The organism is Enterococcus sp. AZ077 (assembly GCF_051714965.1).
Taxonomy (GTDB): domain Bacteria; phylum Bacillota; class Bacilli; order Lactobacillales; family Enterococcaceae; genus Enterococcus_B; species Enterococcus_B hirae.
In genome coordinates, this window is sequence record NZ_JBIOSX010000001.1 from 430,652 (window position 1) to 454,064 (window position 23,413).

General features: G+C 38.1%; 23 protein-coding genes. 16 read left to right on the plus strand and 7 right to left on the minus strand.

What is annotated here, in order from left to right; genetic code table 11:
• Positions 1–170 precede the first annotated feature (170 nt).
• From IGL28_RS01955 to alsE, 8 genes are all read left to right on the plus strand, one after another.
• Positions 171–1,310, plus strand: a complete 1,140-nt coding sequence (locus tag IGL28_RS01955; RefSeq protein ID WP_010738456.1) for an AI-2E family transporter — start codon at positions 171–173, stop codon at positions 1,308–1,310.
• Positions 1,311–1,798: 488 nt separating this feature from the next.
• Positions 1,799–3,283 (plus strand): BglG family transcription antiterminator, encoded by a 1,485-nt coding sequence (locus IGL28_RS01960; RefSeq protein WP_010720084.1) that lies wholly within the window; start codon positions 1,799–1,801, stop codon positions 3,281–3,283.
• Positions 3,273–3,713 (plus strand): PTS sugar transporter subunit IIA, encoded by a 441-nt coding sequence (locus IGL28_RS01965; RefSeq protein ID WP_034699503.1) that lies wholly within the window; start codon positions 3,273–3,275, stop codon positions 3,711–3,713. The genes IGL28_RS01960 and IGL28_RS01965 overlap by 11 nt, the downstream gene beginning before the upstream one ends.
• On the plus strand, positions 3,710–4,021 hold the full coding sequence (locus IGL28_RS01970) for a PTS fructose transporter subunit IIB (RefSeq protein WP_010720082.1): 312 nt from the start codon (positions 3,710–3,712) through the stop codon (positions 4,019–4,021). Before IGL28_RS01965 ends, IGL28_RS01970 begins: the two co-directional genes overlap by 4 nt.
• Before the next feature lie 19 nt (positions 4,022–4,040).
• Positions 4,041–4,493, plus strand: a complete 453-nt coding sequence (locus tag IGL28_RS01975) for a PTS sugar transporter subunit IIA (RefSeq protein WP_010720081.1) — start codon at positions 4,041–4,043, stop codon at positions 4,491–4,493.
• Positions 4,494–4,514: 21 nt separating this feature from the next.
• Entirely contained in the window at positions 4,515–4,838 is a 324-nt protein-coding gene (locus IGL28_RS01980) for a PTS fructose transporter subunit IIB (protein WP_010720080.1), read from the plus strand.
• Positions 4,839–4,856: 18 nt separating this feature from the next.
• Complete coding sequence (locus tag IGL28_RS01985) at positions 4,857–5,954, plus strand: PTS fructose transporter subunit IIC (protein WP_010720079.1); 1,098 nt, start codon at positions 4,857–4,859, stop codon at positions 5,952–5,954.
• Between the two features lie 70 nt (positions 5,955–6,024).
• Positions 6,025–6,741: a D-allulose 6-phosphate 3-epimerase gene (gene alsE / locus IGL28_RS01990; RefSeq protein WP_010720078.1), complete on the plus strand. Its 717-nt coding sequence runs from the start codon at positions 6,025–6,027 to the stop codon at positions 6,739–6,741.
• Between the two features lie 196 nt (positions 6,742–6,937).
• On the opposite strand, the gene IGL28_RS01995 is transcribed toward alsE, so the two are convergent.
• The 4 genes from IGL28_RS01995 to IGL28_RS02010 are packed head-to-tail and all read right to left on the minus strand — an operon-like array spanning position 6,938 to position 11,636.
• The gene (locus IGL28_RS01995; protein WP_010720077.1) at positions 6,938–7,696 is read right to left on the minus strand and encodes a DeoR/GlpR family DNA-binding transcription regulator; all 759 of its coding nucleotides are present in this window, start codon (positions 7,694–7,696) and stop codon (positions 6,938–6,940) included.
• A 54-nt stretch (positions 7,697–7,750) separates the two neighbouring features.
• A complete protein-coding gene (locus IGL28_RS02000) occupies positions 7,751–8,389 on the minus strand; it encodes an L-fuculose-phosphate aldolase (RefSeq protein WP_081127698.1) in 639 nt (212 codons plus the stop codon).
• Between the two features lie 21 nt (positions 8,390–8,410).
• Complete coding sequence (locus tag IGL28_RS02005) at positions 8,411–10,192, minus strand: L-fucose isomerase (RefSeq protein ID WP_081127700.1); 1,782 nt, start codon at positions 10,190–10,192, stop codon at positions 8,411–8,413.
• Positions 10,179–11,636, minus strand: coding sequence for a rhamnulokinase (locus IGL28_RS02010; protein ID WP_081127702.1), 1,458 nt, complete (start codon positions 11,634–11,636; stop codon positions 10,179–10,181). The genes IGL28_RS02005 and IGL28_RS02010 overlap by 14 nt, the downstream gene beginning before the upstream one ends.
• A 188-nt stretch (positions 11,637–11,824) precedes the next feature.
• On the opposite strand from IGL28_RS02010, the gene IGL28_RS02015 reads away from it, so the two are divergent.
• The 5 genes from IGL28_RS02015 to IGL28_RS02035 are packed head-to-tail and all read left to right on the plus strand — an operon-like array spanning position 11,825 to position 16,443.
• On the plus strand, positions 11,825–13,141 hold the full coding sequence (locus tag IGL28_RS02015) for an alpha-L-fucosidase (RefSeq protein WP_081127703.1): 1,317 nt from the start codon (positions 11,825–11,827) through the stop codon (positions 13,139–13,141).
• Complete coding sequence (locus IGL28_RS02020; protein WP_081127705.1) at positions 13,138–14,097, plus strand: PTS mannose/fructose/sorbose transporter subunit IIAB; 960 nt, start codon at positions 13,138–13,140, stop codon at positions 14,095–14,097. The genes IGL28_RS02015 and IGL28_RS02020 overlap by 4 nt, the downstream gene beginning before the upstream one ends.
• 9 nt (positions 14,098–14,106) lie before the next feature.
• On the plus strand, positions 14,107–14,916 hold the full coding sequence (locus IGL28_RS02025; RefSeq protein ID WP_010720071.1) for a PTS mannose/fructose/sorbose/N-acetylgalactosamine transporter subunit IIC: 810 nt from the start codon (positions 14,107–14,109) through the stop codon (positions 14,914–14,916).
• On the plus strand, positions 14,900–15,694 hold the full coding sequence (locus IGL28_RS02030) for a PTS system mannose/fructose/sorbose family transporter subunit IID (protein ID WP_010720070.1): 795 nt from the start codon (positions 14,900–14,902) through the stop codon (positions 15,692–15,694). Before IGL28_RS02025 ends, IGL28_RS02030 begins: the two co-directional genes overlap by 17 nt.
• A 44-nt stretch (positions 15,695–15,738) precedes the next feature.
• Positions 15,739–16,443 carry an SIS domain-containing protein gene (locus IGL28_RS02035; protein ID WP_438843876.1) on the plus strand — a complete coding sequence of 235 codons (705 nt, stop codon included), beginning with the start codon at positions 15,739–15,741 and terminating at the stop codon, positions 16,441–16,443.
• Positions 16,444–16,538: 95 nt separating this feature from the next.
• On the opposite strand, the gene nrdF is transcribed toward IGL28_RS02035, so the two are convergent.
• The 3 genes from nrdF to nrdH form a co-directional block, all read right to left on the minus strand.
• Positions 16,539–17,507 (minus strand): class 1b ribonucleoside-diphosphate reductase subunit beta, encoded by a 969-nt coding sequence (nrdF, locus tag IGL28_RS02040; protein WP_010720068.1) that lies wholly within the window; start codon positions 17,505–17,507, stop codon positions 16,539–16,541.
• A gap of 54 nt (positions 17,508–17,561) precedes the next feature.
• Positions 17,562–19,721: a class 1b ribonucleoside-diphosphate reductase subunit alpha gene (nrdE, locus tag IGL28_RS02045; RefSeq protein WP_010720067.1), complete on the minus strand. Its 2,160-nt coding sequence runs from the start codon at positions 19,719–19,721 to the stop codon at positions 17,562–17,564.
• 146 nt (positions 19,722–19,867) lie between these two features.
• A complete protein-coding gene (gene nrdH / locus IGL28_RS02050) occupies positions 19,868–20,092 on the minus strand; it encodes a glutaredoxin-like protein NrdH (RefSeq protein ID WP_010738447.1) in 225 nt (74 codons plus the stop codon).
• Positions 20,093–20,500: 408 nt separating this feature from the next.
• Between nrdH and IGL28_RS02055 the strand changes: the two genes are divergently transcribed.
• The 3 genes from IGL28_RS02055 to IGL28_RS02065 are packed head-to-tail and all read left to right on the plus strand — an operon-like array spanning position 20,501 to position 23,263.
• Complete coding sequence (locus IGL28_RS02055) at positions 20,501–21,001, plus strand: FeoA family protein (RefSeq protein WP_034699516.1); 501 nt, start codon at positions 20,501–20,503, stop codon at positions 20,999–21,001.
• A 3-nt stretch (positions 21,002–21,004) separates the two neighbouring features.
• Positions 21,005–23,140: a ferrous iron transport protein B gene (gene feoB, locus IGL28_RS02060; RefSeq protein ID WP_081127706.1), complete on the plus strand. Its 2,136-nt coding sequence runs from the start codon at positions 21,005–21,007 to the stop codon at positions 23,138–23,140.
• Positions 23,141–23,263, plus strand: coding sequence for a hypothetical protein (locus IGL28_RS02065; RefSeq protein ID WP_053765766.1), 123 nt, complete (start codon positions 23,141–23,143; stop codon positions 23,261–23,263).
• Positions 23,264–23,413 lie beyond the last annotated feature (150 nt).

Here is a 23,413-nt window from a genome sequence, read left to right on the forward strand (position 1 = left end):
ATTTGTTTAGATAATGATTTCAGTCATTAAGCTTAGAAGTTTTTTAAATTTGAAAATTAGCTACTAGTAATTAGAAAAAGAAAGAATATTTTTGTAGCTGTTTATCAGAAAAGAGCGCTTTAATTCTAATAAAATGATAAAATGAAAGTATCAAGTGTTGGAGGAGATGTATGCAAGCAAAGTTTAAAAATTCAAAATTATTATTTTGGACTGTCGAGTTGGTACTAACGATCATTGGGGTATATTTTATTTTACAGATGCCAAATGTCTTTAGTCCAGTGTTAAAAATGTTATCAGCGATTTTATTGCCATTGCTGGTTGCTGGATTTTTCTATTATATGTTTGATCCGGTCGTTGTTTTTTTGGAAAAACGAAAAATCCCAAGGGTTTATGGATACATATTAACGCTAGTTGTTCTAGTCGTACTAGCGGTTTTAGCGATAATGAATGTGATTCCTCAATTGGCAGAACAGACGATCCAGTTGACTAAAAGTTTGCCGATGTATGCGGAAGAGACAAGTAAATGGCTCAATGAATTGGCACAGCGTGAGGAAATCAAAAATTTCAATATTGAAGAACAATTAGCTTCGGCTAATCTTTCGTTGAGTAATTTGTTCAATATTGTATTGGTAAGCTTATCCAGCAGTGTCTCTAAAGTTTTTTCATTTATGATGCAGTTTTTTGTTTTACTGTTTACCGTGCCTTTTATTCTATTATTCATGTTTAAAGACGGACACAAATTTATCGATGCTTTAGCAAAATTCTTTCCACAAGGGATTCGAGGTGAAGTACGTCAAACGGTCAAAGAACTAAATGAGACGTTATCGGCATATATCAGTAGTACGATCGTTGATGCGGTTATCATTGGTATCATGAGTTTTATTGCTATGACCATCTTTAAACAACCATATAGTTTATTGTTAGCTGTATTTTGTGGTATCACCAATATTATTCCATATGTGGGACCGTTTATTGGCGCTGTCCCGGCAGTGATCGTTGGTCTATTTGTTTCGCCATTCCAAGCATTATACATGGCGCTTTCGATCCTTGTTATCCAACAATTAGATGGAAATGTAATCAAACCGTTATTATTTGGGAAAAACATGAATATGCATCCATTAACGATTATCTTAGTGTTGATCGGTGCTGGCAGTGTCGCAGGGATTCTAGGAATGTTGATTTGTATTCCGGTGTATGCTGTCATTAAAACATTAGTCTTGAATATCAGAAAAATTTACTTATTGCGAAAGTTTGATTCTGGTGTGGAACCAACGATCCAAGAGATAAAAACGAATGGACGTGAAAATTAAAGGTACTATAAAGAAGTAGAAGGTAGCACAACAGTAGTCACTAAGTAATTTTGTACACCATTCATTATTTATTAGAGAGAGCCTGGGACAAAACTTGTCTCAGGCTCTTTTAGTATCTCTAAAACGAATAAACGGTGAGACAAAAGCAGCATCTTCGGAAATAAGCCGAAATTTACCAAAAATTTGAGAAGCAATTTTCGGAAATTCCTTCTTATTTCTTGATGCTAAACACTTTTGTCTCAACATCCTCTTTTTTTGTTAAAATTCTTATGAGTTCCTGGGATTATTTGAAAATGAGTAATTTTTGCCCATAATAAGTTAAAAAAGACTATAATAAACAAAATCTTTCTTACGCTTTCGTAAAAAGTAAGTAACGGATAACGAAGTTAAAGAAAACGCATACAAAATTGTCTGTTGCAATGGACAAAGTCCAGTGAAACAAAATAAATAATGTGTCTTATGATAAAGATACACAGGGGGGATGAAACATGACTAGTCAGATGAATCGAGAAAATAAGTTGATCCTTTTGTTATCAAAACAAAAAGATTATATGACTTCAGAAGAACTAGCCATTCTATTAGAAACTTCGACCAAAACAATTTACCGTTTGATAAAGAAAATCAATCTTGAATTTCCTAACGGTCACTTGATCCTAGCCGAAAAAGGTCGGGGGTACAAATTAGATTATGGGAAGTTTATCGAACAAACCAATGAACTGAATAAACCCTCTGTAGAGCTATCGCCTGCTGAACGTCAAGATCGAGTAATGGAAGAATTACTGATGGTTTCACCTAAAGCACTTAAAATCACTGAGCTGTTCAGAGATTATTATGTTGGTGATTCTGCTATTGCCAATGATGAAAAGCAGATAGCTAAGAAAATAAAAAAGTTTGATCTTGAACTGATCCGTAAAAATCGCACGCTTGCGATCCAAGGATCAGAAACAAATATTCGGCGAGGGATCGCCGAAGTCATCTGGCGGATGAATATTCTTGATATTGATGAAATCAATCGAACAAAAGAGTTGAATTTTAATCGTTACGATGTGTTGTTTGTATCAGAACAATTGAAATTGATTGAAAAAACATTAGGCGGTGGAATCCCTTATCCTTATAACGTCAATATTTTTTCACATCTGTACATCATGATCAGCCGTTCCAGAAAGACGAATTACCAAATCAAAGAAATCGAGTTATCTACCGAGCAACTTCAATCGTTAGACCACGAAAGTCCAATTTATGAGATGGCGATGATCGTGATCCAAAACGTGGAACGTTATCTCGTTACTCGCTTACCGATGAACGAAGTCTATTATTTGTATCAATATCTGGTATCCTCACGGATGGAAAAAACAACGCAAAAGAAACAGGTTTTTCCAGATAAAGTATCAGAAATTACCTCTTATTACCTGAAAGAGGTGGGCGATAAAATCAATCTGAAGGTGGCGAATGAAGCGATTTTTGTTGATCTAGCCAATCACATCAAACCAATGCTCAATCGGTTAAAAAATCATATCCATGTCAAAAACGGATTGTTAGAACAAATTCAATTGACCTATGAAGAGATTTATAAAAATGTATCAGTTGTTTCTAAAGATGTTAGCAAAAAGTATCAGCTGCCTTTGATCAATCAAGATGAAATCGGTTTTATCACATTATATTTTGCACGGATGTTGGAAACACAGCAACTACCGATTCAAACACTGATCATGTGTACTACAGGGATCGGTACTTCAGAATTATTAAGAGCAAAAATCAATAAGAAGTTTCCTGAACTGGCGGTCGTTGATGTGATTGCCACCAAGAATTACCAATCAGCATTAGAAAAAAATCCCGGAATTGAATTGATTTTAACAACCATTGGAATCAAAGATCCGCTGCCTGCACGTACATTACTTGTTAGCGGCATGTTAACAGCAGATGATCAGTTAAGAATCCAACGAAAGATTGAGGAAATATACAATGAAAGATGATTGGCTCGAATATGTTCCTCCCACAGTATTCCATTCACGAAATGAAGTCTATGAATGGCTAGCACAGCAAGTCGATTCAGAAATGGGAATAAAAAAAGAACAAATCGTACAAGCGTTGTTGGAACGCGAGGAAACTGGAGATATTCAAATTGATGAAGGGGTACTTCTACCTCATATTGAAAATCAATTAGTCAAAGCAACAAAAGTCATTATTTTGCCATTAGAACAAAGAATTGCGAACTGGAACCCAGCAATCCAACAAGTCGAGTTGATTCTTGCGGTATTTCTGGCACCGCAAGAAAAAATCGAAACCAAGCGTCAAATAGCAAACTTCATGCGCCTACTAGCAGATGAACAAGTAATCGAAACTTTAAAAGAAGGAAAAAGACTGGAAACAATCGATGGAAACGAAAGGAGAAATGACAAATGAAAATCATTGGAGTAGCAGCTTGTACCGTGGGGATTGCCCACACCTACATTGCTCAAGAAAAATTAGAAAATGCAGCTAAAAAAGCAGGGCATGAGATACACGTAGAAACCCAAGGAACCATCGGGATCGAGAATGAACTAACGCCTGCACAAATCAAAGAAGCAGATTTGGTGATCTTAGCAGTGGATGTAAAAATCAGTGGTCGAGAACGGTTTGAAGGAAAGCGGATCATCCAAGTACCGACTGAAATTGCGATCAAATCACCAAATAAGTTGATTGAGAAAGCCATGGAAGTCGTAAAACAGTAAAGAATAGGAGTGAAATTTGATGGTAGAAGTAGCAAAAATCATTGATCCAAATAATATTAAGACCAATTTAGTGGGGGAAACGAAAGATGAAGTACTCAAAGAATTGGCAACGGTGTTATTGCAAAATCATTATATTACAGATGTAGATGGCTTCATGGCAGATATCTATGCGCGAGAAGAAGAAGGACAAACTGGGATCGGCAATTATATTGCCATTCCTCATGGGAAAAGTCCTTATGTAGATAGAATTGGTGTAGCAATCGGTGTTACAGAAAATGAAATTCCGTGGGAATCATTAGATGGTAAGGGAGTCAAAGGAATTATTTTATTTGCAGTGGGGGATGATAATGAAGGGGCACAAGAACACTTGAAGTTACTTTCGCTATTTGCTAGGAAACTAGGTAATGATGAAGTAATCGAGCAATTGATCCAAGCAAAAGATGCAGATGAAGTGGTCGCAGCATTCAGCTAAAAATCAAAGGAGGATAAAAAGATGAAAATCGTTGGAGTAGCAGCTTGTACCGTGGGGATTGCCCACACCTATATTGCCCAAGAGAAACTAGAGAATGCGGCAAAAAAAGCAGGACATGAGATGCACGTAGAAACTCAAGGAACCATCGGGATCGAAAATGAATTAACACCCGAACAAATCAAGGAAGCAGATTTGGTAATCTTAGCAGTTGACGTGAAAATCAGTGGTCGAGAACGCTTTGAAGGGAAAAGAATCATCCAAGTACCAACTGAGATTGCGGTGAAATCACCCAATAAATTGATTGAAAAAGCGCAAGAAGTGTTAGTACAGCAAAGTATTTCATAAAAATAAGGAGGAAGACTGATGGAAAAGATAAAGAAGCTGAATCTGAAAGGGCATTTGTTAACTGCCATCTCTTATTTAATTCCCATTGTGTGTGGTGCGGGATTTCTGATTGCGATTGGGATGGCATTTGGTGGAACGAGCCAAGGAACTTTGGTGCAAGGCGAATTTTCATTTTTTGATGCCTTAGCAACGATGGGTGGTGCTGGTTTAGGCTTATTACCAGTCGTGATTGCTACGGGGATTTCTTACTCGATTGCTGGAAAACCTGGTATTGCTCCTGGCTTTATTATTGGTTTAACAGCTAATGCGATCGGTGCAGGGTTTATTGGTGGAATATTAGGTGGTTATCTAGCTGGTTATCTTGTTTTAGCAATTTTAAAATATTTCAAAGTACCAAATTGGGCAAAAGGCTTGATGCCAACATTGATTATTCCTTTTGTTGCTTCATTTATTGGTGGATTAGTGATGGTCTATGTGATTGGAGCTCCAGTCGCAGCATTCACTTCTTTACTAACGAACTTCTTGGATGGATTGGGGAACTCTTCCTTGTTGATCTTTGGGGGAGTGATCGGTTTACTAAGTGGCGTTGACTATGGTGGACCAATCAACAAGACGGTTTTTGCTTTTGTGTTAACGATGCAAGCAGAAGGTGTGAACGGTCCTATAACAGCTTTACAACTCGTGAATACCGCTACACCAATCGGTTTTGGCTTGGCATATTTCATAGCTAAACTTTTCCGCAAAAACATTTATACAAAGGTTGAAGTGGAAACCTTAAAGTCAGCAGTTCCTATGGGTGTGATCAATATCGTTGAAGGGGTCATCCCGCTAGTGATGAATGATATTGTTCGTGGGGTTGTAGCAACTGCAATCGGGGGCTTTGCTGGTGGTGCGACTACTATGATCTTAGGTGCAGATGCAACGGTTCCTTTTGGAGGCGTTTTAATGATCCCAACGATGTCACGTCCTTGGGCAGGCGTTATCGCCATTTTAGTCAATGTGATCGTGACAGCGGTTGTTTTAGCCATCATTAAGAAAGATGTTGGTGAGGAAGTCACAACAGTCCCAGAAAAAGAAGAGGAAGACATTCGTTTAGATGACATTCAAATCTTTTAAGCGATAAAGCAAATTAGTTAAAAGGTGTCGCTATAGTGTAGATAAATTATAGAATAAAGGAGTTTTTTCAATGAGCAAAGTAGCTTTTTCACCATCCTTAATGACGATGGATTTAGATAAATTCAAAGAACAAATCGAATTTTTGAATGAACATGTTGATTCTTACCATATCGATATCATGGACGGCCATTACGTTCCGAACATTACATTATCGCCATGGTTCATCGATGAAGTACGTAAAATCAGTCAATTACCTATGTCTGCTCATTTAATGGTCAGCGATCAAAGTTTTTGGGTAAATCAACTAATCCAACAAAAATGTGAATGGATTTGTATGCATGCTGAATTACTTGACGGTTTAGCTTTTCGTTTGATTGATCAAATCCATGATGCTGGCTTAAAAGCTGGAGTAGTCTTAAATCCTGAAACACCAATTGAAACGATTTTCCCTTATATCGAATTAGTTGATAAAGTAACGATCATGACAGTTGATCCAGGATTTGCTGGTCAACGATTTATCGAAAGCACATTAGATAAAATCACCGCATTACGACAATTGCGGCAAGAAAAAGGATATCATTATTTGATCGAAATGGATGGTTCGTCTAACCGTCAATCATTTAAGCGAATTGATCAAGCCAATCCAGATATTTATATTATTGGGCGTAGCGGATTATTCGGCTTAGATGAGGATATCAAAACTTCTTGGGAGATCATGAAAAAAGATTTTGAAGAGATGACTGGAAAAACAGTCGAATCAAATAGTATAAATGCGTACAGTCTATAGCTATACAAGAATCAAAAATTACTTTTAGGGAATAAATACGCTTTTCTTGCAATACCCGTGTAAGGAATGCTGAGAATATAAACAAAAAATAAACCAAAGAACTTCAAAAATAGGGAAATCTATTTTTTGGATTCTTTGGTTTATTTTGCGTACTTAGGTTTAGGTACCTCTGTCACGATCTCTCAAAAATGATCGATCAATAGAGAAATTCGGTATCGTGTTTCAACGCAAGTTGTAAGTAATCATCTGCTGGTTGTTGATCCGTGACGATGTATTCAAAAGAGGTCCAATCAGAAAATTTATACGCATGTTTTTTATCAAATTTTGTATAGTCGACTAATAACAAACTTTTATCTCCTCTAGACATTACCTTCTTTTTCACTAAGGCTTGAGCAAAATTAGCTTCATAGATCCCTGATAAATCAATTCCTGTCGAACTAAAAATACATAAATCGATTTGAAAAAGGTCTAAGAAAGAATTCCCATAGTCCCCAACAACGCTCTCGGCATCCTTGATTACTTCACCCGCCAGCATAAAAACTTTGGAATCTTCCGTACAAGCTTGAGAAAGCTCATAGGCGATTTTCAAGCCATTTGTTATGACAACGAGATTTGACAGTTTAACTAAATAGGGAAGCAGCTGTTTCACAGTTGAACTTGAGTCAATAAAAAGACTCATTCCTGGTCCGATAAATGTGCTAGCGATCTCCGCAATTTTTTCTTTTTCTTGAACCATGACATTTTCACGATAATTTGTTGAGATGACGTGATTTCGTTCGACTTCTAAAACGACACCACCACGGTAACGACGGATGATCCCATCTTTTTCAAGTGCGACTAATTCACGCCTTAAAGTCGAAGGAGAGCAAAACAACTGTTTTTGCAGTTCTGAGTTATCTAATTTTTTATATTTTTTTAGCAAAGTTAAGATTTGTTCTTTTCGTGACTCAGTCATGGCTATCCCTCCTTAACCACTGGTCTAACATGACTAAAGTGTACCACAAGAAACTTATTTTTGTCCGTATGTTTTAAAACGAATCGCCATATTTGCCATTTCTTTTTCAGACATCAAGGTTGGTTTGCCAACACTTGAAGCTATGATATGGACTTTTGAACAATATTCTAATTCTTCTAAAACGGCAAAGGCTTCAGTCATTGTCTTTCCACCAGTCAAAACGCCATGATTTGCTAATAAAACGGCTTTTCGATCTTTCATGGCTTCATAGGCATTTAGAGATAATTCTTCCGTGCCAAATGAAGCATAGTCTGCACAACGAACATCTTTACCGGCAACAGCAATCATGTAATGTGATGCAGGCAATGGTTGTCTGAGGACCGCTAGCGCAGTGGAATAAATCGTGTGACCATGGATGATATAGTCTAGATCTTCCCGCTTTTCATACATGATCCCGTGCATTCGCCATTCACTGGAAGGGCGACGATGACCTTGAACGATCGTTCCATCTAATCGCATAGTCACGATGTCAGGTAATTCGATTTTATCAAATGGGATTCCAGAAGGCGTGATGAGCATCACTTCATCTTGTCGGATATACGTACTTAAATTTCCGCCTGTTCCTAAGGTATAGCCATCTGCTATTAATTTATTTCCATAATCGATCAATTCTTGTTTTTGTATTGAATACATCATAATCCTTCTTCCATCATCTTATTTATAAAAGGGGCCAAATGATTGGCAAGCATTGAAATCAGCTGCTTCTAAATCTTTTGTTCCGAAACCAGAAAAGGCGTGGGGTCTAAAGATTTTTTCACTAGGTACGTTGTGAAGTGAAACGGGAATGCGAAGCATACTGGCTAATGTCAGTAGTTCTGCGCCTACGTGACCGTGGACACTAGCGCCATGGTTGCTTCCCCAGTGGTTCATCATCGTATACACATCTTCAAAACCTTTCTCACCTAAGTTTGGTGCAAACCAGAGTGTTGGCCATGTTTGATCGGTTCGTTCGTTTAAGATGTCATGGACTTCATCAGGTAATGAACAGGAATAACCCTCTGCTACTTGTAAAGTTGGTCCCACACCCTCAACGATATTCAAACGAATGAGCGTTAAAGGTAATTCTGCTTGTAGATGGTATTGACTGGAGAAGCCACCGCCTCTAAAGTATTCATAATTAGCACGACACCATTTTGTTTTTTCTAAGCAAGCTTGGATATCGGTTTTTGTCATATTCCAAAATTCTTTCATCGTTGGATTACCTTCGTGATCGATACTTCCACCACTGCCATCTAAAGCACTCGCACCTGAATTCAGTAGATGGATTAAGCCATGTTGTGCTTTACCCGTTAATTTGTGCCCAGTGATTCTTTCCACTGACTCCGCACTCCAATAGGTTCTGACATCGGAAAAAATCGGTGCTTTATTAGTCAATAAAGAGCCAAATAACATAGCAGCAGCGTTACAGGTATCATTTTCAGTAGCGAATGAGACGGGTTGTTTAGGGCCGTTCCAGTCAAAAGTACTTGTTAAAATAGATTCCATAAAATCGCCATTGGGTAGCCAGTCGGTCCATTGTCGTTGTCCTTGGAACCCTCCAGCAATGGCATTTCTGCCTTTTGCTTCTTCCAGCCAACCCAATTTTGCTAGTTCAGGGTTGCCAAATAAAAGATCACGAACGATTAGGGTTTGTTTGGCAATAAAGTCCCACTGATCTTCTTCAGCGATATAGCGTGATTTTGTAATAACTTCAGGGAATGACTTGCCTGCATTGATATCGATTCCTTCCTGACAATATTGTTTGATCCAAGTTCTAATGGTGTCATATTCTTTCGGATCAAAGATATTTAGTTCGATTCGACGTAAAACTTCAGTCATATCCACATATTCGACTTGCATCCCTAGATATTTTTCAAAAAAGGTTTGATTGATTTGACTACCGGCAATTCCCATCGAAGAAGCACCAATGTTCACATAAGATTTGTTTTTCATTTCCCCAGCCGCCACACTCGCACGTGCAAAGAGTAAGATTTTTTCTTGGACGTCAGCTGGAATCGACTTGTCGTCACTATCTTGGACTTGTTCACCATAGATCTTATAGGCAGGAATTCCTTTTTGCGCATAGCCACTCATAGCGGCAGCTAAGTAAACAGCTCCTGGTCGTTCTGTACCATTAAATCCCCAAATCGCCTTAAAGGTATCTGGTCGTAAATCGATCGTTTCTGTGCCATAGCACCAGCAAGGTGTCACCGTTAAGGTAGCAACTACATCTTGACGGGCAAAATCATCGTCAACAAAGCTGGCATCGGCGTAACCGCCAATCGTTTGTTCTGGTAAAACGCACTGTACTGGAGTGCCATCCATGTAATAAAGGGATGTTTCGATCAATTCTTTTGCTCGACGCGCCATGTCCAGCGTTTGTTGTTCTAATGATTCACGGACGCCTCCTTGTCTGCCATCGATCGTGGGTCTAATGCCGATTTTAGGATAATTCATTGATGTTCCTCCTCATAAATTGTTTATAGTTGATATAAGTTTGGTTAAAGGGTGTCGAAGTTTCTGGAAAAAAAGAAATTGGTGGATAATTTTCTGTAACGAGTGTCACCAATTCCTCTCTATTTTTGATTGCTTTGATCGCTAAAAATTGGGCTAACGCATTACCTAAAGCTGAATTTTCAGAATAGCAGACCTCTATCGTCGTTTGCGTTAAATTGGCTGTTAGTTGAGTCAAAAAGTGTGATTTACTCCCACCACCAAATAAATATAGCTTAGTGAAAGGAGCGGAACCTGCTAATTTATCGAACGTTTCAGCGTATTTAAATGCTAGATTTTGATAGATGGCTAAAAACAATTGTTGTGGCTCTTCAATTGATGAAAAATGATGTTGGTTTCCGTATTGCTGCAATTTTTTTACAAATTGACCTTTACTCAAAAATTCAGGATGTTCGTTATCAAAGAAAAAATGAATCGGCTCAGCAGTAAGTAGCATGTCTTGGATCTGTTGGATCGTGATTGACTGGGTTTGATTGCTGAACGCTAAAGCTTCCTCAATGAACCACATTCCTAACATGTTTTTGAGTTTTAATATTTTTCCATCACCGGCTTGTTCATAAGAATAGTTCGTATCTAATGGGTGATTGACCAAAATTCCTCTTTCTGATTTTTCTCCTAGAACAGACCAGGTGCCAGAGGATAAAAAGAAACAAGAGTGATCGTTGGTTGGTAAAGCAAAGATCGCACTAGCAGTATCATGGGACATCACCGAATGAATCGGAAGTTGTTTTTCGGCTAGATTTATCAAACCGATTTTTGTATATGGAAGAACGATCGTTGAGAACAAGGAAGGGGAAATCCCTAATTGTTCAATAAGGTCGGATGCCCATTGATGTTTATCGATATCGAATAATTGACTCGTTGAGGCGATCGAAGATTCTGTTAAGATCGTACCTGTTAATAAAAAATGGATCAGATCAGGCATCATCAAAAGAGTACTTGCTTTATTTAGCTGCTCAGGATAATGTTCTTTCAAGTAGAGTAGTTGGGAACTGGTATTGATCGATGCATTTGGAATCCCTGTACGTTCGTGAAAGTGAGTTGGTAAATCCCCACCATAATGTAAATTAGGTTCTTTCAGCATAGTTTGATAGCAAAGTGGTGGTAGCACTAGCTGTCCTTTTTTATCTATCAAACCAAAATCACAGCCCCATGTATCGATGCCGATACTTTCAATGACATATTCTGTAGTTGCTAAAGTAATGATTTCCTTGATATTCGTCATGATTTTCTCAATATTCCAATGGATTTCATCTTTGTTGGGATCAATCACTTGGTAATCAGTGAAACGATAAACTTTTTCTTCCTTGATTTGACCATTCATTAAGGAAAAAACGATACCTCGCGCACTGGTAGCACCTAAATCAAAGGCTAAGATCGTACTCATAGATTTTTCCTCCTTTTCTAAGTGGATAGCAAATCTGCTTCGGTTATAATCATACAATAGAACGCTTACATATTTTCGCGTGAATCATTTTTTGAATAAATGTCAACAAATTATTCAAGTATGGAAACGTTTTAAATTGCTCGTTATACTTTGGTTAAATCAAATAGAAATGTTAACGGAGGAAAAAAATGAGTGTAAATAGTGAACGAAAATGGTTTTCTGAGAGTCGATATGGTTTATTTATTCATTTCGGATTGTATTCAGTGGCAGGAAGACATGAATGGGTCCAGACTTTAGAAGAAATTAGTGTAGCAGATTACCAAAAATATCTGGATCAATTCGATCCTGATTTATTAGATCCACATGAATGGGCTCAAAAAGCCAAAGAAGCAGGTTTTAAGTATGTCATCATTACAGCAAAACACCATGATGGCTTTTGTTTATGGCATACAAAAGAAACAGAATATCATATAGGAAAAACACCGTATCAAAGAGATTTGTTAGGAGAATTGATTGAAGCATTTCGTGAAGTGGGGATCAAGATTGGTCTTTATTATTCTCTATTAGACTGGCATCATCCAGATTTCTTAGTAGATGGCTATCATCCAATGAGAAATAATCCAACCTATATCGAACAACATCCTGGCAACATGGAAAATTATCGCCAATTTATGGCAAATCAAGTCAGAGAATTATTGACAAGTTACGGTACGATTGACTATCTATGGTTTGATTTTTCTTATAAAAGCAGAGATTGGGGGACTTCGGTCGGTAAAGGGGCGCAAGATTGGGGAAGTGTTGAATTAGAAAAAATGATCCATGAGATTCAACCCAATATTTTGATCAATGACCGGTTAGACTTGCATCGTGGTGTACTTACCCCAGAACAATTTGCTAGAAGTAAGGCAATGGACAACGAAGAAGAGGTATGGGAAACCGTTCAAACCTTAAATAATAGTTGGGGTTACGATCGGGATAACCTTAATTTCAAAACGAGTGAAATGGTAGCGAAACAACTAGTGGATACTGTCTCCAAAGGTGGGAATTTCACGATGAATATTGGACCAAACGCACGAGGAGAGTGGGATGAGAATAGCGATAGTATTTTAAGTTCTGTTGGTCAATGGCTACGAAAACATGGAAAAGCGATTTACGGTGCGGGGTTATCTAGTTTTACACCACCTCAAGATTGTCGATACACTCAAAAAGGAAATAAATTATATCTTCACATTTTTAGTTGGCCTTATCGAACGATTTTATTACCAGAATTAGGTGGGAAAGTGAAGTTTGCGAAACTACTCAATGATGGTTCCGAGATTCGTTTTGTCGATACGAAGCATTTAGGAGGAGAAAGAAAAGCGACAACTAATTTATACAAAGAGATTACTGAAGTTCATGTGAAGGAGGCGCTTGACCCGAGCATGTTGATGCTAAACATTCCGATTAAAGAACCAAATGAATTGATCCCAGTGATTGAATTAACACTAAAGGAGGAAGAAAAATGAGTATCGGCATTATTCTTGCAAGCCATGGCGAGTTCGCTTTAGGCGTAAAGCAAACGGGGGACATGATCTTTGGAGAACAAGAACAGGTAGACGTGTGTGTATTGATGCCTGAAAATAGTCCAGAAGAGTTTCGCCACCAAGTGGAACAGGTGTTAGCGAAGTATTCCGTTGATGATGAACTGTTGTGTTTAGTTGATCTATGGAGTGGGACACCTTTTAATCAGCTGAACCAGCTGAAAGAAGAAGGAAGCAGAAAAATCGAAATTGTTTCTGGTTTGAATATTCCGATGCTGCTTCAAGCTTATAGCGAACGCTTTAATCCTAAGGCTTCGCTGAATGAAATCGTTCAGAATATTTCGACCGTCGGTGTTCAAGGGATTAAAACGTCCCTTGGAAGCACCACAGCGGATTTACCATCGAACACAGCAGAGACTGAGCCATCAGTTGTGGCTTCCGTTTCCAACAAAATGAGTGAATTGGGGATCAGCCATGTCCGATTGGATGAACGGTTGATCCATGGTCAAGTAGCGACACTTTGGTTAGGGAAAATGGGAACAACAAGAGTTATGATCGTTGATGATGGAGTGGTCAATGATCCAATTGCTAAGGCCTCTTTAAAAGCTGCTGTTCCTGGTGGTATCAAATTGAGTATATTGAAAACGGTTACCGCTGCAAAACGGTTAAAAGAAGGGATTTATCAAGATCAAAAAATCATGTTGCTTACCAAAAAGATTCAAACGATCTTTGATTTGATCGATGCGGGTGTACCAATTGAATCATTTAATTTAGGCAATGCCAGTTCGAGAGAAGGAACCCTTCAAATCAAAAAATCCGTCTTTTTAACCGAAGCAGAAATCGCGAAGATTTTAGAGTTGGAAAAAGCAGGAGTCGTTGTGACGGCACAAATGGTACCAATGGAAGAAGAAAAACGATTTTCACAATTTTACGGAAAGTAGGGGGAACGAATGAATATAGAAATTTGGCAAATCATCGTATTATCACTGTTAGGATTTTATGTCATCATCGAAAATTTAGGGATCAATGTGATTGCTAACCAAGCACTGATCGTAGGTACCATTACAGGTTTAGTAATGGGGGATCTGACCACTGGATTGGCAGTAGGTGCGACATTGCAATTAATGGGATTGGGTATTCAAGCTTATGGAGGAGCAAGTGTCCCAGATTATATGACCGCTTCGATCGTGGGAACTGTTTTTGCGATTACGAGTGGAAGAGGTGTGGAATTTGGTATCGGATTAGCTGTACCAGTAGCATTGTTGATGATCCAGTTAGATATTTTTGCTCGTTTTTGCAATGTGTTCTTTCAAAAGAGAATCGATAAAAATATTCGTTTAGCTGATACTAAAAAAATAAGAATTTATCACTTGTTGGGAGCAATGAGTTGGGGATTATCACGAGGCGTTCCTATTTTTATCGTCTTTAGTTTTGGTGACCGAGTGATTCAAATTGTTTCAGATGTAATTCCAGAATGGTTGACTGGCGGGTTGGCAGTTGCAGGAGGCATGTTACCAGCAGTTGGTATCGCCATTTTATTAAGATTTTTACCAGTTAAAAATTTCATTACGTACTTGATGATTGGGTTTTTGGCAGTTGCTTACTTAAAGATGCCTATGTTTGGCGTGGCTTTATTAGGATTGGCTTTAGCCATTTTACAATTTAAGAATTTGATTGGAAAGCAAAACAATCTGACACAAGTGGCTCAAGCTGATGCAAATGGAAAAGGAGGATTAAGTGCTGATGAGTACGAAGATTAATCAAAAAGACCTAGATAAAGTAAGTATCAATTGGTTGTATGGTAGCCAATTGTCTTGGAACTATGAGCGAATGATGGGTGGGGGCTATTTGTACTCCATGTTACCGATCATCGAAAAACTCTACGGCGACGATGAAGAAACCAAGATTGCCATGATGAACATGCAAAGTCAATTTTTTAATACAACACCACATATGGGCGGTTTTATTTTGGGAATCGATATCGCTACTGAAGAAGCGGAAGGCAAACAATCAAAAGATACGGTGTCTAGTTTGAAAACTGGATTAATGGGTTCATTTGCTGGTGTCGGGGATACGATTTTTGGAGTATTGTTCCCAACTGTTTTTGGTTCAGTGGCTTCCTATTTAGCTCTACAAGGAAACGCGATCGGAGTTGCTGTTTGGGTATTAGTAAATCTGGCGATTTTAGTCTTTCGATTTTTCTCTGTAAGAATAGGTTATACTCAAGGCGTGAAATTAGTGACTAGTATGTCCGGACATTTGAATGCATTGACCAATGCTGCCACTTTATTAGGGGTCACGGTGATTGGTGCCATGATTCCATCGGTGATCAATGCCCAAATTACTTGGACCTTTAAAACGGGAGATGTCGAACTTAACCTTCAAGAAACACTAGATCAGATCATGCCGATGATGATTCCAGCCCTTTTAGTGGGTGTCATTTATTGGTTGTTAGGCAAAAAATACTTTAATTCAACAAGAGCGATTTTAGCGATCATGGTGTTATCGATTTTATTAAGAGTATTCGGAATCATGTGATTTTCTAACTAAATGAGGAATAATCATAAAAAGGAGAGAGCCTTATGACACTCGCATTTTTTGAAGAATGTAAAAAATTAACTGAAACATTAGAGAAGTATGAAACAGAAAATATAACGAAAGCAGCCCAAATCGTAGCCGATGGAATTATGAACGGTGGGATTACGCAGGCTTTTGGTAGCGGATATTCCCATGCAGCAGCGCTAGAAATCAGTGGGCGTGCAGGTGGATTGATACCGTCAAAACTGATTTTAGATCCTGCGGGGGGCATGTACGAACAACATGCTGGTGTCGGACGAACACTCATGCACAAAGTATCCATCCATCCCAATGATGTCTTTTTCCTGATTTCTAATTCTGGGAGAAACCCCATGGCAATTGAAATGGCTGAGGAAATCAAAAAGCGTGGAAATAAATTGATCGTGGTCACGGCATTGGCTGCCTCTAAAGCATCCACTTCACGACATGAAAGTGGAAAGTTATTGTATGAATTTGCAGATGTTGTTTTAGATAACCACTCTGTTTATGGTGATGCGGTATTACCTGTTGATGGATTAGAGACCAAAGTATGCGGGACTTCGACATATGCGGCTACATTGTTACTCCAACAAACGATGTTAGAAGCCATTGAGCGAATGGTTGCTCAAGGTTTTGAACCGCCAGTTTATTTAAGTGCGAATATCGATGGGGGACACGAACGAAACCTAAAAATCGAAGACCAGTATGCAGAGAGAATTTTCCATATTTAGTTTCATGAACATATCAAATGATTGACTGAGAAAAAGCACATAAAAAAGAACGTTTAAGGTGGGGACAACCCAACGCTTAAACGTTCTTTTCCTATTTAGTCATCTAAACCAATCAAATAATCGTCATCTTGCATTGCTTCCACATGCCCTAAGAGGTAGCCATTTCCCACTTGTGAGAAGAAATCATGGTTGCTGGTACCGGTAGAGATACCGTTCATCACGATTGGATTGACATCATTCGCTGTATCTGGAAAAAGTGGATCCATTCCCAGGTTCATCAATGCTTTATTGGCATTGTAGCGCAAGAATGTTTTTACTTCCTCCGTCCAACCGATTGGATCATACAGTTCCTCGGTATAACGTTCTTCATTTTCGTACAATTCATATAATAAATTATACATCCAGTCTTTTAGCTGTTCTTGTGCTTCTTCTGATAGTTCATTGTAACCTAATTGGAATTTGTAGCCAATGTAAGTCCCATGAACAGATTCATCTCGAATAATCAATTTGATGATTTCTGCTACATTCGCTAACTTATTATTTCCTAAATAATAAAGAGGAGTATAAAAGCCGGAATAAAATAAGAATGTTTCTAAGAACACACTAGCGATTTTCTTTTCTAAAGGTGTGCCATTTTTGTAGATTTCATTGATACGTTCCGCTTTTTTTTGTAAATAAGGATTTGTATTCGTCCATTCAAAGATTTCTTCGATTTCTTTTTTTGTATTCAATGTACTAAAAATGGAAGAATAGCTTTTTGCATGGACCGATTCCATAAATTGGATATTGTTCAATACAGCCTCTTCATGCGGCGTACGGACATCCTTACGCAGCTGATCCATTCCGCTTTCTGATTGGACAGTATCGAGTAAAGTCAGTCCACCGAAGACATGGCCAACCGTATCTTTTTCTAACTGTGACAGTGTCCGCCAGTCATCTAAATCATTAGACAAAGGAATACGGGTATCTAACCAAAATTGTTCAGTTAGTTTCTCCCACGTAGATTTATCAATGATATCTTCAATTTCATTCCAGTTTATTGCTTCATAGTAAGTTTCTGACATGAGAAATGCTCCTTTATTTAAATTACCTGTCTGTTCATTTTTTGCTTACTTGTTTTAGATGACACAACTTTCACATTGATTGCTGCCGATTTCTTCTGCATCATCAGTAAACGTCCGAACGTAATAAATTGATTTGATTCCTTTATGGAAAGCGTAGTGACGTAAGATATTCAAATCACGTGTTGTTTGTTTAGTCGTTGTTTTCCATTCATATAGACCTTCTGGGATTTCAGAACGCATAAATAGGGTTAAACTCATTCCTTGATCTACATGTTGTTGAGCAGTTGCGTAAATGTCAATGACTTTTCGCATGTCCATGTCATAAGCTGAAGTATAGTAAGGAATTGTTTCATTTGACAGATAAGGCGCTGGGTAATAGATTTTCCCGATTTTCTTTTCTTGACGCTCTTCGATCATGCGTGTAATCGGATGAATACTTGCACTAGTGTCATTGATATAAGAAATCGAACCATTCGGTGCTACAGCTAGACGATTTTGATGGTATAAACCATCGGTCATGATCGCTTGTTTTAAGTTTTCCCAATCTTCAGCAGTTGGAATAAAGATTCCTTCAAATAAAGCTTTTACTTTATCAGATTTTGGTTGGAATTCTCCAGTAACATATTTATCAAAATAGCTTCCATCTGCATAAGCAGATTTTTCAAAGTTATGGAAGACTTGTTTTCTTTCACGAGCAATCGTATTACTTTCAACTAATGTCCAGTAATTTAAAAGCATAAAGTAAATATTTGTGAAATCTAAGGATTCTTCAGAGCCATACGCCATTTGTTCCTTCGCAAAGAAAGTGTGCAAGCCCATTGCTCCTAGTCCGATCGTATGATTCAATTTGTTTCCATTTTGGATTGGAGGGACAACATCGATATCGGAAGCATCTGTGATGTAAGTCAATGCCCGTGTCATCGTACGCACAGACTGACCAAAATCAGGGCTGTCCATCAAGTTAACGATGTTAGTCGAACCGAGATTACATGAGATGTCCGTTCCTAATACTTCATATTCTTGTTTTCCATTGATAACAGAAGGTGTTTGAACTTGTAGGATTTCCGAACACAAGTTACTCATGATGATCTTTCCGTCAACTGGATTTTCACGATTCGCTGTATCAATATTGATGATATAAGGATAACCGGATTCTTGTTGTAATTTCGAAATTTCATTTTCAAGTTCACGTGCTTTGATTTTTTGTTTCCGAATATTAGGATTCGCTACTAAATGATCATACTCAGCAGTGATGTCGACATAAGAAAATGGCACGCCATATTCTTTTTCCACACTATAAGGACTGAAAAGATACATTTCTTCATTTTTACGAGCTAACTCGTAAAATTTATCAGGAACGATTACACCAAGTGAAAGTGTCTTTACTCGGATCTTTTCATCTGCATTTTCTTTCTTGGCAGAAAGAAAAGCAATGATATCTGGGTGGAAGACGTTCAAATAAACGACACCAGCACCTTGACGTTGACCTAATTGGTTTGAATAGCTAAAACTATCTTCAAATAATTTCATAACAGGGACAACACCACTTGCTGCTCCTTCATAACCTTTGATCGGTGCCCCCGCTTCACGTAGGTTTGAAAGAGTGATCCCAACACCACCGCCGATACGTGATAGTTGTAAAGCAGAGTTGATCGAACGACCGATAGAGTTCATATCATCAGTTACTTGTGTCAAGAAACAAGAAACGAGTTCCCCACGACGTTTCCGACCGGCATTCAAGAAAGAAGGGGTAGCAGGTTGGTAACGTTGGTGGATCATTTCATCTGCTAAAGACAACGCCAATTGTTCATCACCATTAGCAAAATAAAGTGCGTTGAAAGCTACTCGATCTTCATAAGATTCAAGATAAGCAGTACCATCATTCGTTTTTAACGCATATTGTGAATAAAATTTGTAGGCAGCCATAAATGATTTAAAGGTAAAGTGTTGTTCTGCTAAAAATTGATAAAGTGATTCAATAAATTCAGCAGAGTACAGTTGGATAAATTCTGACTCTAAATAGTCGTTTTCAATCAAATAATTGATTTTATCCATTGCTGTTGCAAACGTCATCGTGTTTGGTTTGACATTTTCTTCAAAAAAAGCGGTTAGCGCTTCTTTATCTTTATTTAGCGGGATCTGACCATTTACTGGTCGATTGATTTCATTGTTTAATTTAAAGTAACTAACATCTTTTAACTGCTTAAGACTCATAAGTACGCCCAACCTTCATTCCATATTTTGATAGTGAATATTGTTTCGTGCTGTAAAAAAGGATTTGGGGAGTTTACGGCAAAAACAAGTGCCTCAATTCCATCAAATCCAATTCTACGTTCTTTTCCATTTCGATTGACTGGTGACTAACTAGCAAGTTTGCGAAGTTGATCTGGTCGAAACCCGATCACCGTTTGTGCATCTGACGTGATAACAGGAACACTTTGGAATCCTTGAGCTTTTAACCATTCAATTGCATCTGGTTGTTCGTCGATATTAACTTCTTCAAAATCGATTTGGTTGTCAGTTAAAAAGCGTTTGACCATCTTGCATTGCATACAATTATTTTTAGAAAATATTTTGACATTCATGTGTATTGCCTCCTCCACAGCTCTTGTTTCTCTATAATGAATAGTATAAAACTATTAGTAAAAAAGTCAAACAACAAACACTACATCTTGTGTTGTGGAAACTGTGGAATACTATGTTTTGTGGTTTTTGAAAAACAGCTGAAAACAAGTAACAGGGGAAAAAATACTTGTTTTAGTACAGTGAAGGTTGTGGAAAAATCCCCGAAAAGATTTTTTTATTTCCTTATTAAGTGGTTAAATGAAAGTTCGCTCATAAAATCACAACGTTCGTTGACTTTATCAAGTAACGAGAGTATTCTTATTGAGAATGATTCTCAATGTATGTTGATAAATGAAGTAAATACTAGGAAAAATAAATAGAAAGAACTATCATGATGTTTTTCACAAGAAGGAGATGAAAATCGATTTATGAATTTGAATGCTACTTTATCTTTAGATGCCACTGTCCCTTTAGAAGAAGCGAAGCTAAATCTTGTTTACCAAATTGAAAAATTGCAAACGAGTGAAGCAGTCAAAAAACATTTGCAAAATCTCGGTATAATCGTTGGAAGTAAACTCGTTGTTATCAATCGATCAGGAAGTAATGGAATCGTCCTGCTAAAAAATAATCGGATCGCGATCGATCGAGGGTTGTTTAAACAAATTTTAGTGAAAAAGAACGAACTTTCTAAGGATAACTGGACTTCATTAGATCAACTGACTGTTGGAGAACGAGGAATCGTTGTAGGGATACATGGAAAAGGCGCTGTTAAACGGCGTTTGATGGATATGGGCGTAACGAAAAATGTTCCTTTGACCGTAAGAAAATTAGCACCACTAGGAGATCCGTTAGAAATTACCTTGCGAGGGTATGAGTTAACGCTTCGTAAAGAAGAAGCAATGTTGATCCTTGTGCAAAAAGAGGTGTAAAAAATGAAGGTAGCTTTAGTTGGTAACCCTAATAGTGGAAAGAGTAGTTTATTCAATGCCTTAACTGGTGCTAAACAATACGTAGGGAATTGGCCAGGGGTAACGGTGGAAAAAAAAGAAGGAAAAATGAAGAAGAATCCGATAATCAAGATTCAAGATTTACCTGGAATCTATTCCCTGTCACCTTATACACCTGAAGAAGTAATTGCGAGAGATTATCTGACCAACGAATGTCCTGATCTGATCATCAATATTGTCGATGCCACAAATTTAGAAAGAAATCTTTATCTGACTGCACAATTATTAGATCTAGGCATCCCCATCATTATCGGACTGAATATGATGGATATCATTAAAAAAAATGGCAAAAAAATCAATGTCGAAAAATTAAGTTATGGTTTAGGCATACCTGTGGTTCCTATCAGTGTATTGAAAAAAGAAGGGTTGGATAAACTCACGAAGAAAATCATTGATGCCCTCAAGCAGCCAAAAGAACAGAAGGTATCCTTACTAACTAATTATGACGATCGACTAGAAGCTGCAATCCATGAAATCGAAGAGATATTAGGAAAAGATCAGCCTTTTCAACGCTGGTCTGCCATCAAATATTTTGAGCGTGATCCACAGTTATGGGAAAAACAAACAATAACGACAAAACAAGAAAAAGAAATTGAGCAGCTGATTCGTCTGACAGAGAGACTATTTGATGAAGATAGCGAAACAATAGTTATTAATGAACGATATGAATGGCTAACGCAACTTACTGCACTTTGTGTCGTGTCTACGGATTCATTTCGCTTGTCCATCAGTGATAAAATCGATCGAATCGTTACTAATCGCTGGTTCGCTTTACCAATTTTTGCTTTTGTCATGTGGCTGATCTATTATTTAGCGATTCAAACAATCGGAACAATGGGAACTGATTGGATCAATGACACGTTATTTGGCAGCTGGTTGCCACAACACGTCGAACAGGTACTGGTCAACTGGCAAGTGGCACAGTGGATGCAACAATTGATCCTCAATGGAATCATAGCAGGGGTAGGCGCAGTGTTGGGCTTTCTACCTCAGCTGATCGTCTTGTTCTTGTGTTTAAGTTTCTTGGAAGATTGTGGCTACATGTCACGGATCGCTTTTGTGATGGATCGTTTATTTCGGAAATTTGGTTTGTCAGGGAAATCGTTTATTCCTATGTTGATTGCTACAGGTTGTGGCGTTCCAGGGGTGATGGCTAGCCGAACCATTGAAAATGAGCAAGATCGGCGCTTGACGATCATGGTCACGACGTTTATGCCATGTTCTGCTAAATTACCAATCATTGCTTTGATAGCAGGAGCGTTTTTCCCCCATACTTCTTGGGTAGCACCCTCTGCTTATTTTCTAGGTATGTCTTCCATCGTTTTATCAGGGATCATGTTGAAGAAGACGAAGTTATTTGCTGGCGATACCGCACCATTTATTATGGAACTACCAGCGTATCATTTTCCACAAGGAACAACGATTTTACGCCAAACCTATGACCGCAGTAAATCATTCGTCAAAAAAGCAGGAACGATCATCTTTGTTTCAAGTATTTTGATTTGGTTTACTTCTTCGTATAACTTTTTTGGTCAACCTGTTACAGAAGATCAAAGTATTCTAGCAAGTGTTGGACGGATTGTGGCTCCTCTTTTCCAACCACTAGGATGGGGGAATTGGCAAGGAACAGTAGCTACGATCACTGGATTAGTGGCCAAAGAAAATGTCATTGGGACTTTTGGTATTTTGTTTGGGCACAAAGAAGTAGCGGAAAATGGTCGAGAGATTTGGCAAGCATTACAAGGTACGTATACTTCCGCTGCTGCTTATTCCTTATTGTCCTTCAATCTGCTTTGTGCTCCCTGTTTTGCAGCAATCGGTGCGATCCATCGTGAAATGAATTCAAGGAAATGGACACTGATCGCAGTTGGCTATCAATGTGGGTTTGCTTACTTGGTAAGCTTCATGATTTATCAGTTCGCTCATTTATTAGAAGGCGGCTCTATCGTATTTTCGACTTATTTAGCAGGTATGGTCCTGATTGGATTAGGTTACGCTTTATTTAAAAAGCAGCAGAAGAAACAAGAAATTTTGACGTTATCATTAGAAGGTGGAAATTAAATGGCGACTTTTTTATTAAGTGTATTGATCTTTGGCAGTGCTGGTTATATCGTGTTTTCACGTGTCAAATCAGGAAAAACGTGTGATGACTGTAAAAGTGCTTGCCCAGTAAAGAAAGTCTAACGGATGTGAGATGATAAAAACAACGAGTGATGATCGAAAAACAGTTCATCGTTCGTTGTTTTTTTTGTGGTTGATTCTGCTTCTTTTGATTTTTCTCCAAGGAACAGACTTAAAACCTTTTTAAGATTTTTTGCTTATTTTGATTTCCCA

Bases quoted from the DNA above. Each gene is read 5' to 3' on its own strand.
- IGL28_RS01955 (WP_010738456.1), top strand. From the start codon at position 171: ATGCAAGCAAAGTTTAAAAATTCAAAATTATTATTTTGGACTGTCGAG.
- IGL28_RS01960 (WP_010720084.1), top strand. From the start codon at position 1,799: ATGACTAGTCAGATGAATCGAGAAAATAAGTTGATCCTTTTGTTATCA.
- IGL28_RS01965 (WP_034699503.1), top strand. From the start codon at position 3,273: ATGAAAGATGATTGGCTCGAATATGTTCCTCCCACAGTATTCCATTCA.
- IGL28_RS01970 (WP_010720082.1), top strand. From the start codon at position 3,710: ATGAAAATCATTGGAGTAGCAGCTTGTACCGTGGGGATTGCCCACACC.
- IGL28_RS01975 (WP_010720081.1), top strand. From the start codon at position 4,041: ATGGTAGAAGTAGCAAAAATCATTGATCCAAATAATATTAAGACCAAT.
- IGL28_RS01980 (WP_010720080.1), top strand. From the start codon at position 4,515: ATGAAAATCGTTGGAGTAGCAGCTTGTACCGTGGGGATTGCCCACACC.
- IGL28_RS01985 (WP_010720079.1), top strand. From the start codon at position 4,857: ATGGAAAAGATAAAGAAGCTGAATCTGAAAGGGCATTTGTTAACTGCC.
- alsE (WP_010720078.1), top strand. From the start codon at position 6,025: ATGAGCAAAGTAGCTTTTTCACCATCCTTAATGACGATGGATTTAGAT.
- IGL28_RS01995 (WP_010720077.1), bottom strand. From the start codon at position 7,696: ATGACTGAGTCACGAAAAGAACAAATCTTAACTTTGCTAAAAAAATAT.
- IGL28_RS02000 (WP_081127698.1), bottom strand. From the start codon at position 8,389: ATGTATTCAATACAAAAACAAGAATTGATCGATTATGGAAATAAATTA.
- IGL28_RS02005 (WP_081127700.1), bottom strand. From the start codon at position 10,192: ATGAATTATCCTAAAATCGGCATTAGACCCACGATCGATGGCAGACAA.
- IGL28_RS02010 (WP_081127702.1), bottom strand. From the start codon at position 11,636: ATGAGTACGATCTTAGCCTTTGATTTAGGTGCTACCAGTGCGCGAGGT.
- IGL28_RS02015 (WP_081127703.1), top strand. From the start codon at position 11,825: ATGAGTGTAAATAGTGAACGAAAATGGTTTTCTGAGAGTCGATATGGT.
- IGL28_RS02020 (WP_081127705.1), top strand. From the start codon at position 13,138: ATGAGTATCGGCATTATTCTTGCAAGCCATGGCGAGTTCGCTTTAGGC.
- IGL28_RS02025 (WP_010720071.1), top strand. From the start codon at position 14,107: ATGAATATAGAAATTTGGCAAATCATCGTATTATCACTGTTAGGATTT.
- IGL28_RS02030 (WP_010720070.1), top strand. From the start codon at position 14,900: ATGAGTACGAAGATTAATCAAAAAGACCTAGATAAAGTAAGTATCAAT.
- IGL28_RS02035 (WP_438843876.1), top strand. From the start codon at position 15,739: ATGACACTCGCATTTTTTGAAGAATGTAAAAAATTAACTGAAACATTA.
- nrdF (WP_010720068.1), bottom strand. From the start codon at position 17,507: ATGTCAGAAACTTACTATGAAGCAATAAACTGGAATGAAATTGAAGAT.
- nrdE (WP_010720067.1), bottom strand. From the start codon at position 19,721: ATGAGTCTTAAGCAGTTAAAAGATGTTAGTTACTTTAAATTAAACAAT.
- nrdH (WP_010738447.1), bottom strand. From the start codon at position 20,092: ATGAATGTCAAAATATTTTCTAAAAATAATTGTATGCAATGCAAGATG.
- IGL28_RS02055 (WP_034699516.1), top strand. From the start codon at position 20,501: ATGAATTTGAATGCTACTTTATCTTTAGATGCCACTGTCCCTTTAGAA.
- feoB (WP_081127706.1), top strand. From the start codon at position 21,005: ATGAAGGTAGCTTTAGTTGGTAACCCTAATAGTGGAAAGAGTAGTTTA.
- IGL28_RS02065 (WP_053765766.1), top strand. From the start codon at position 23,141: ATGGCGACTTTTTTATTAAGTGTATTGATCTTTGGCAGTGCTGGTTAT.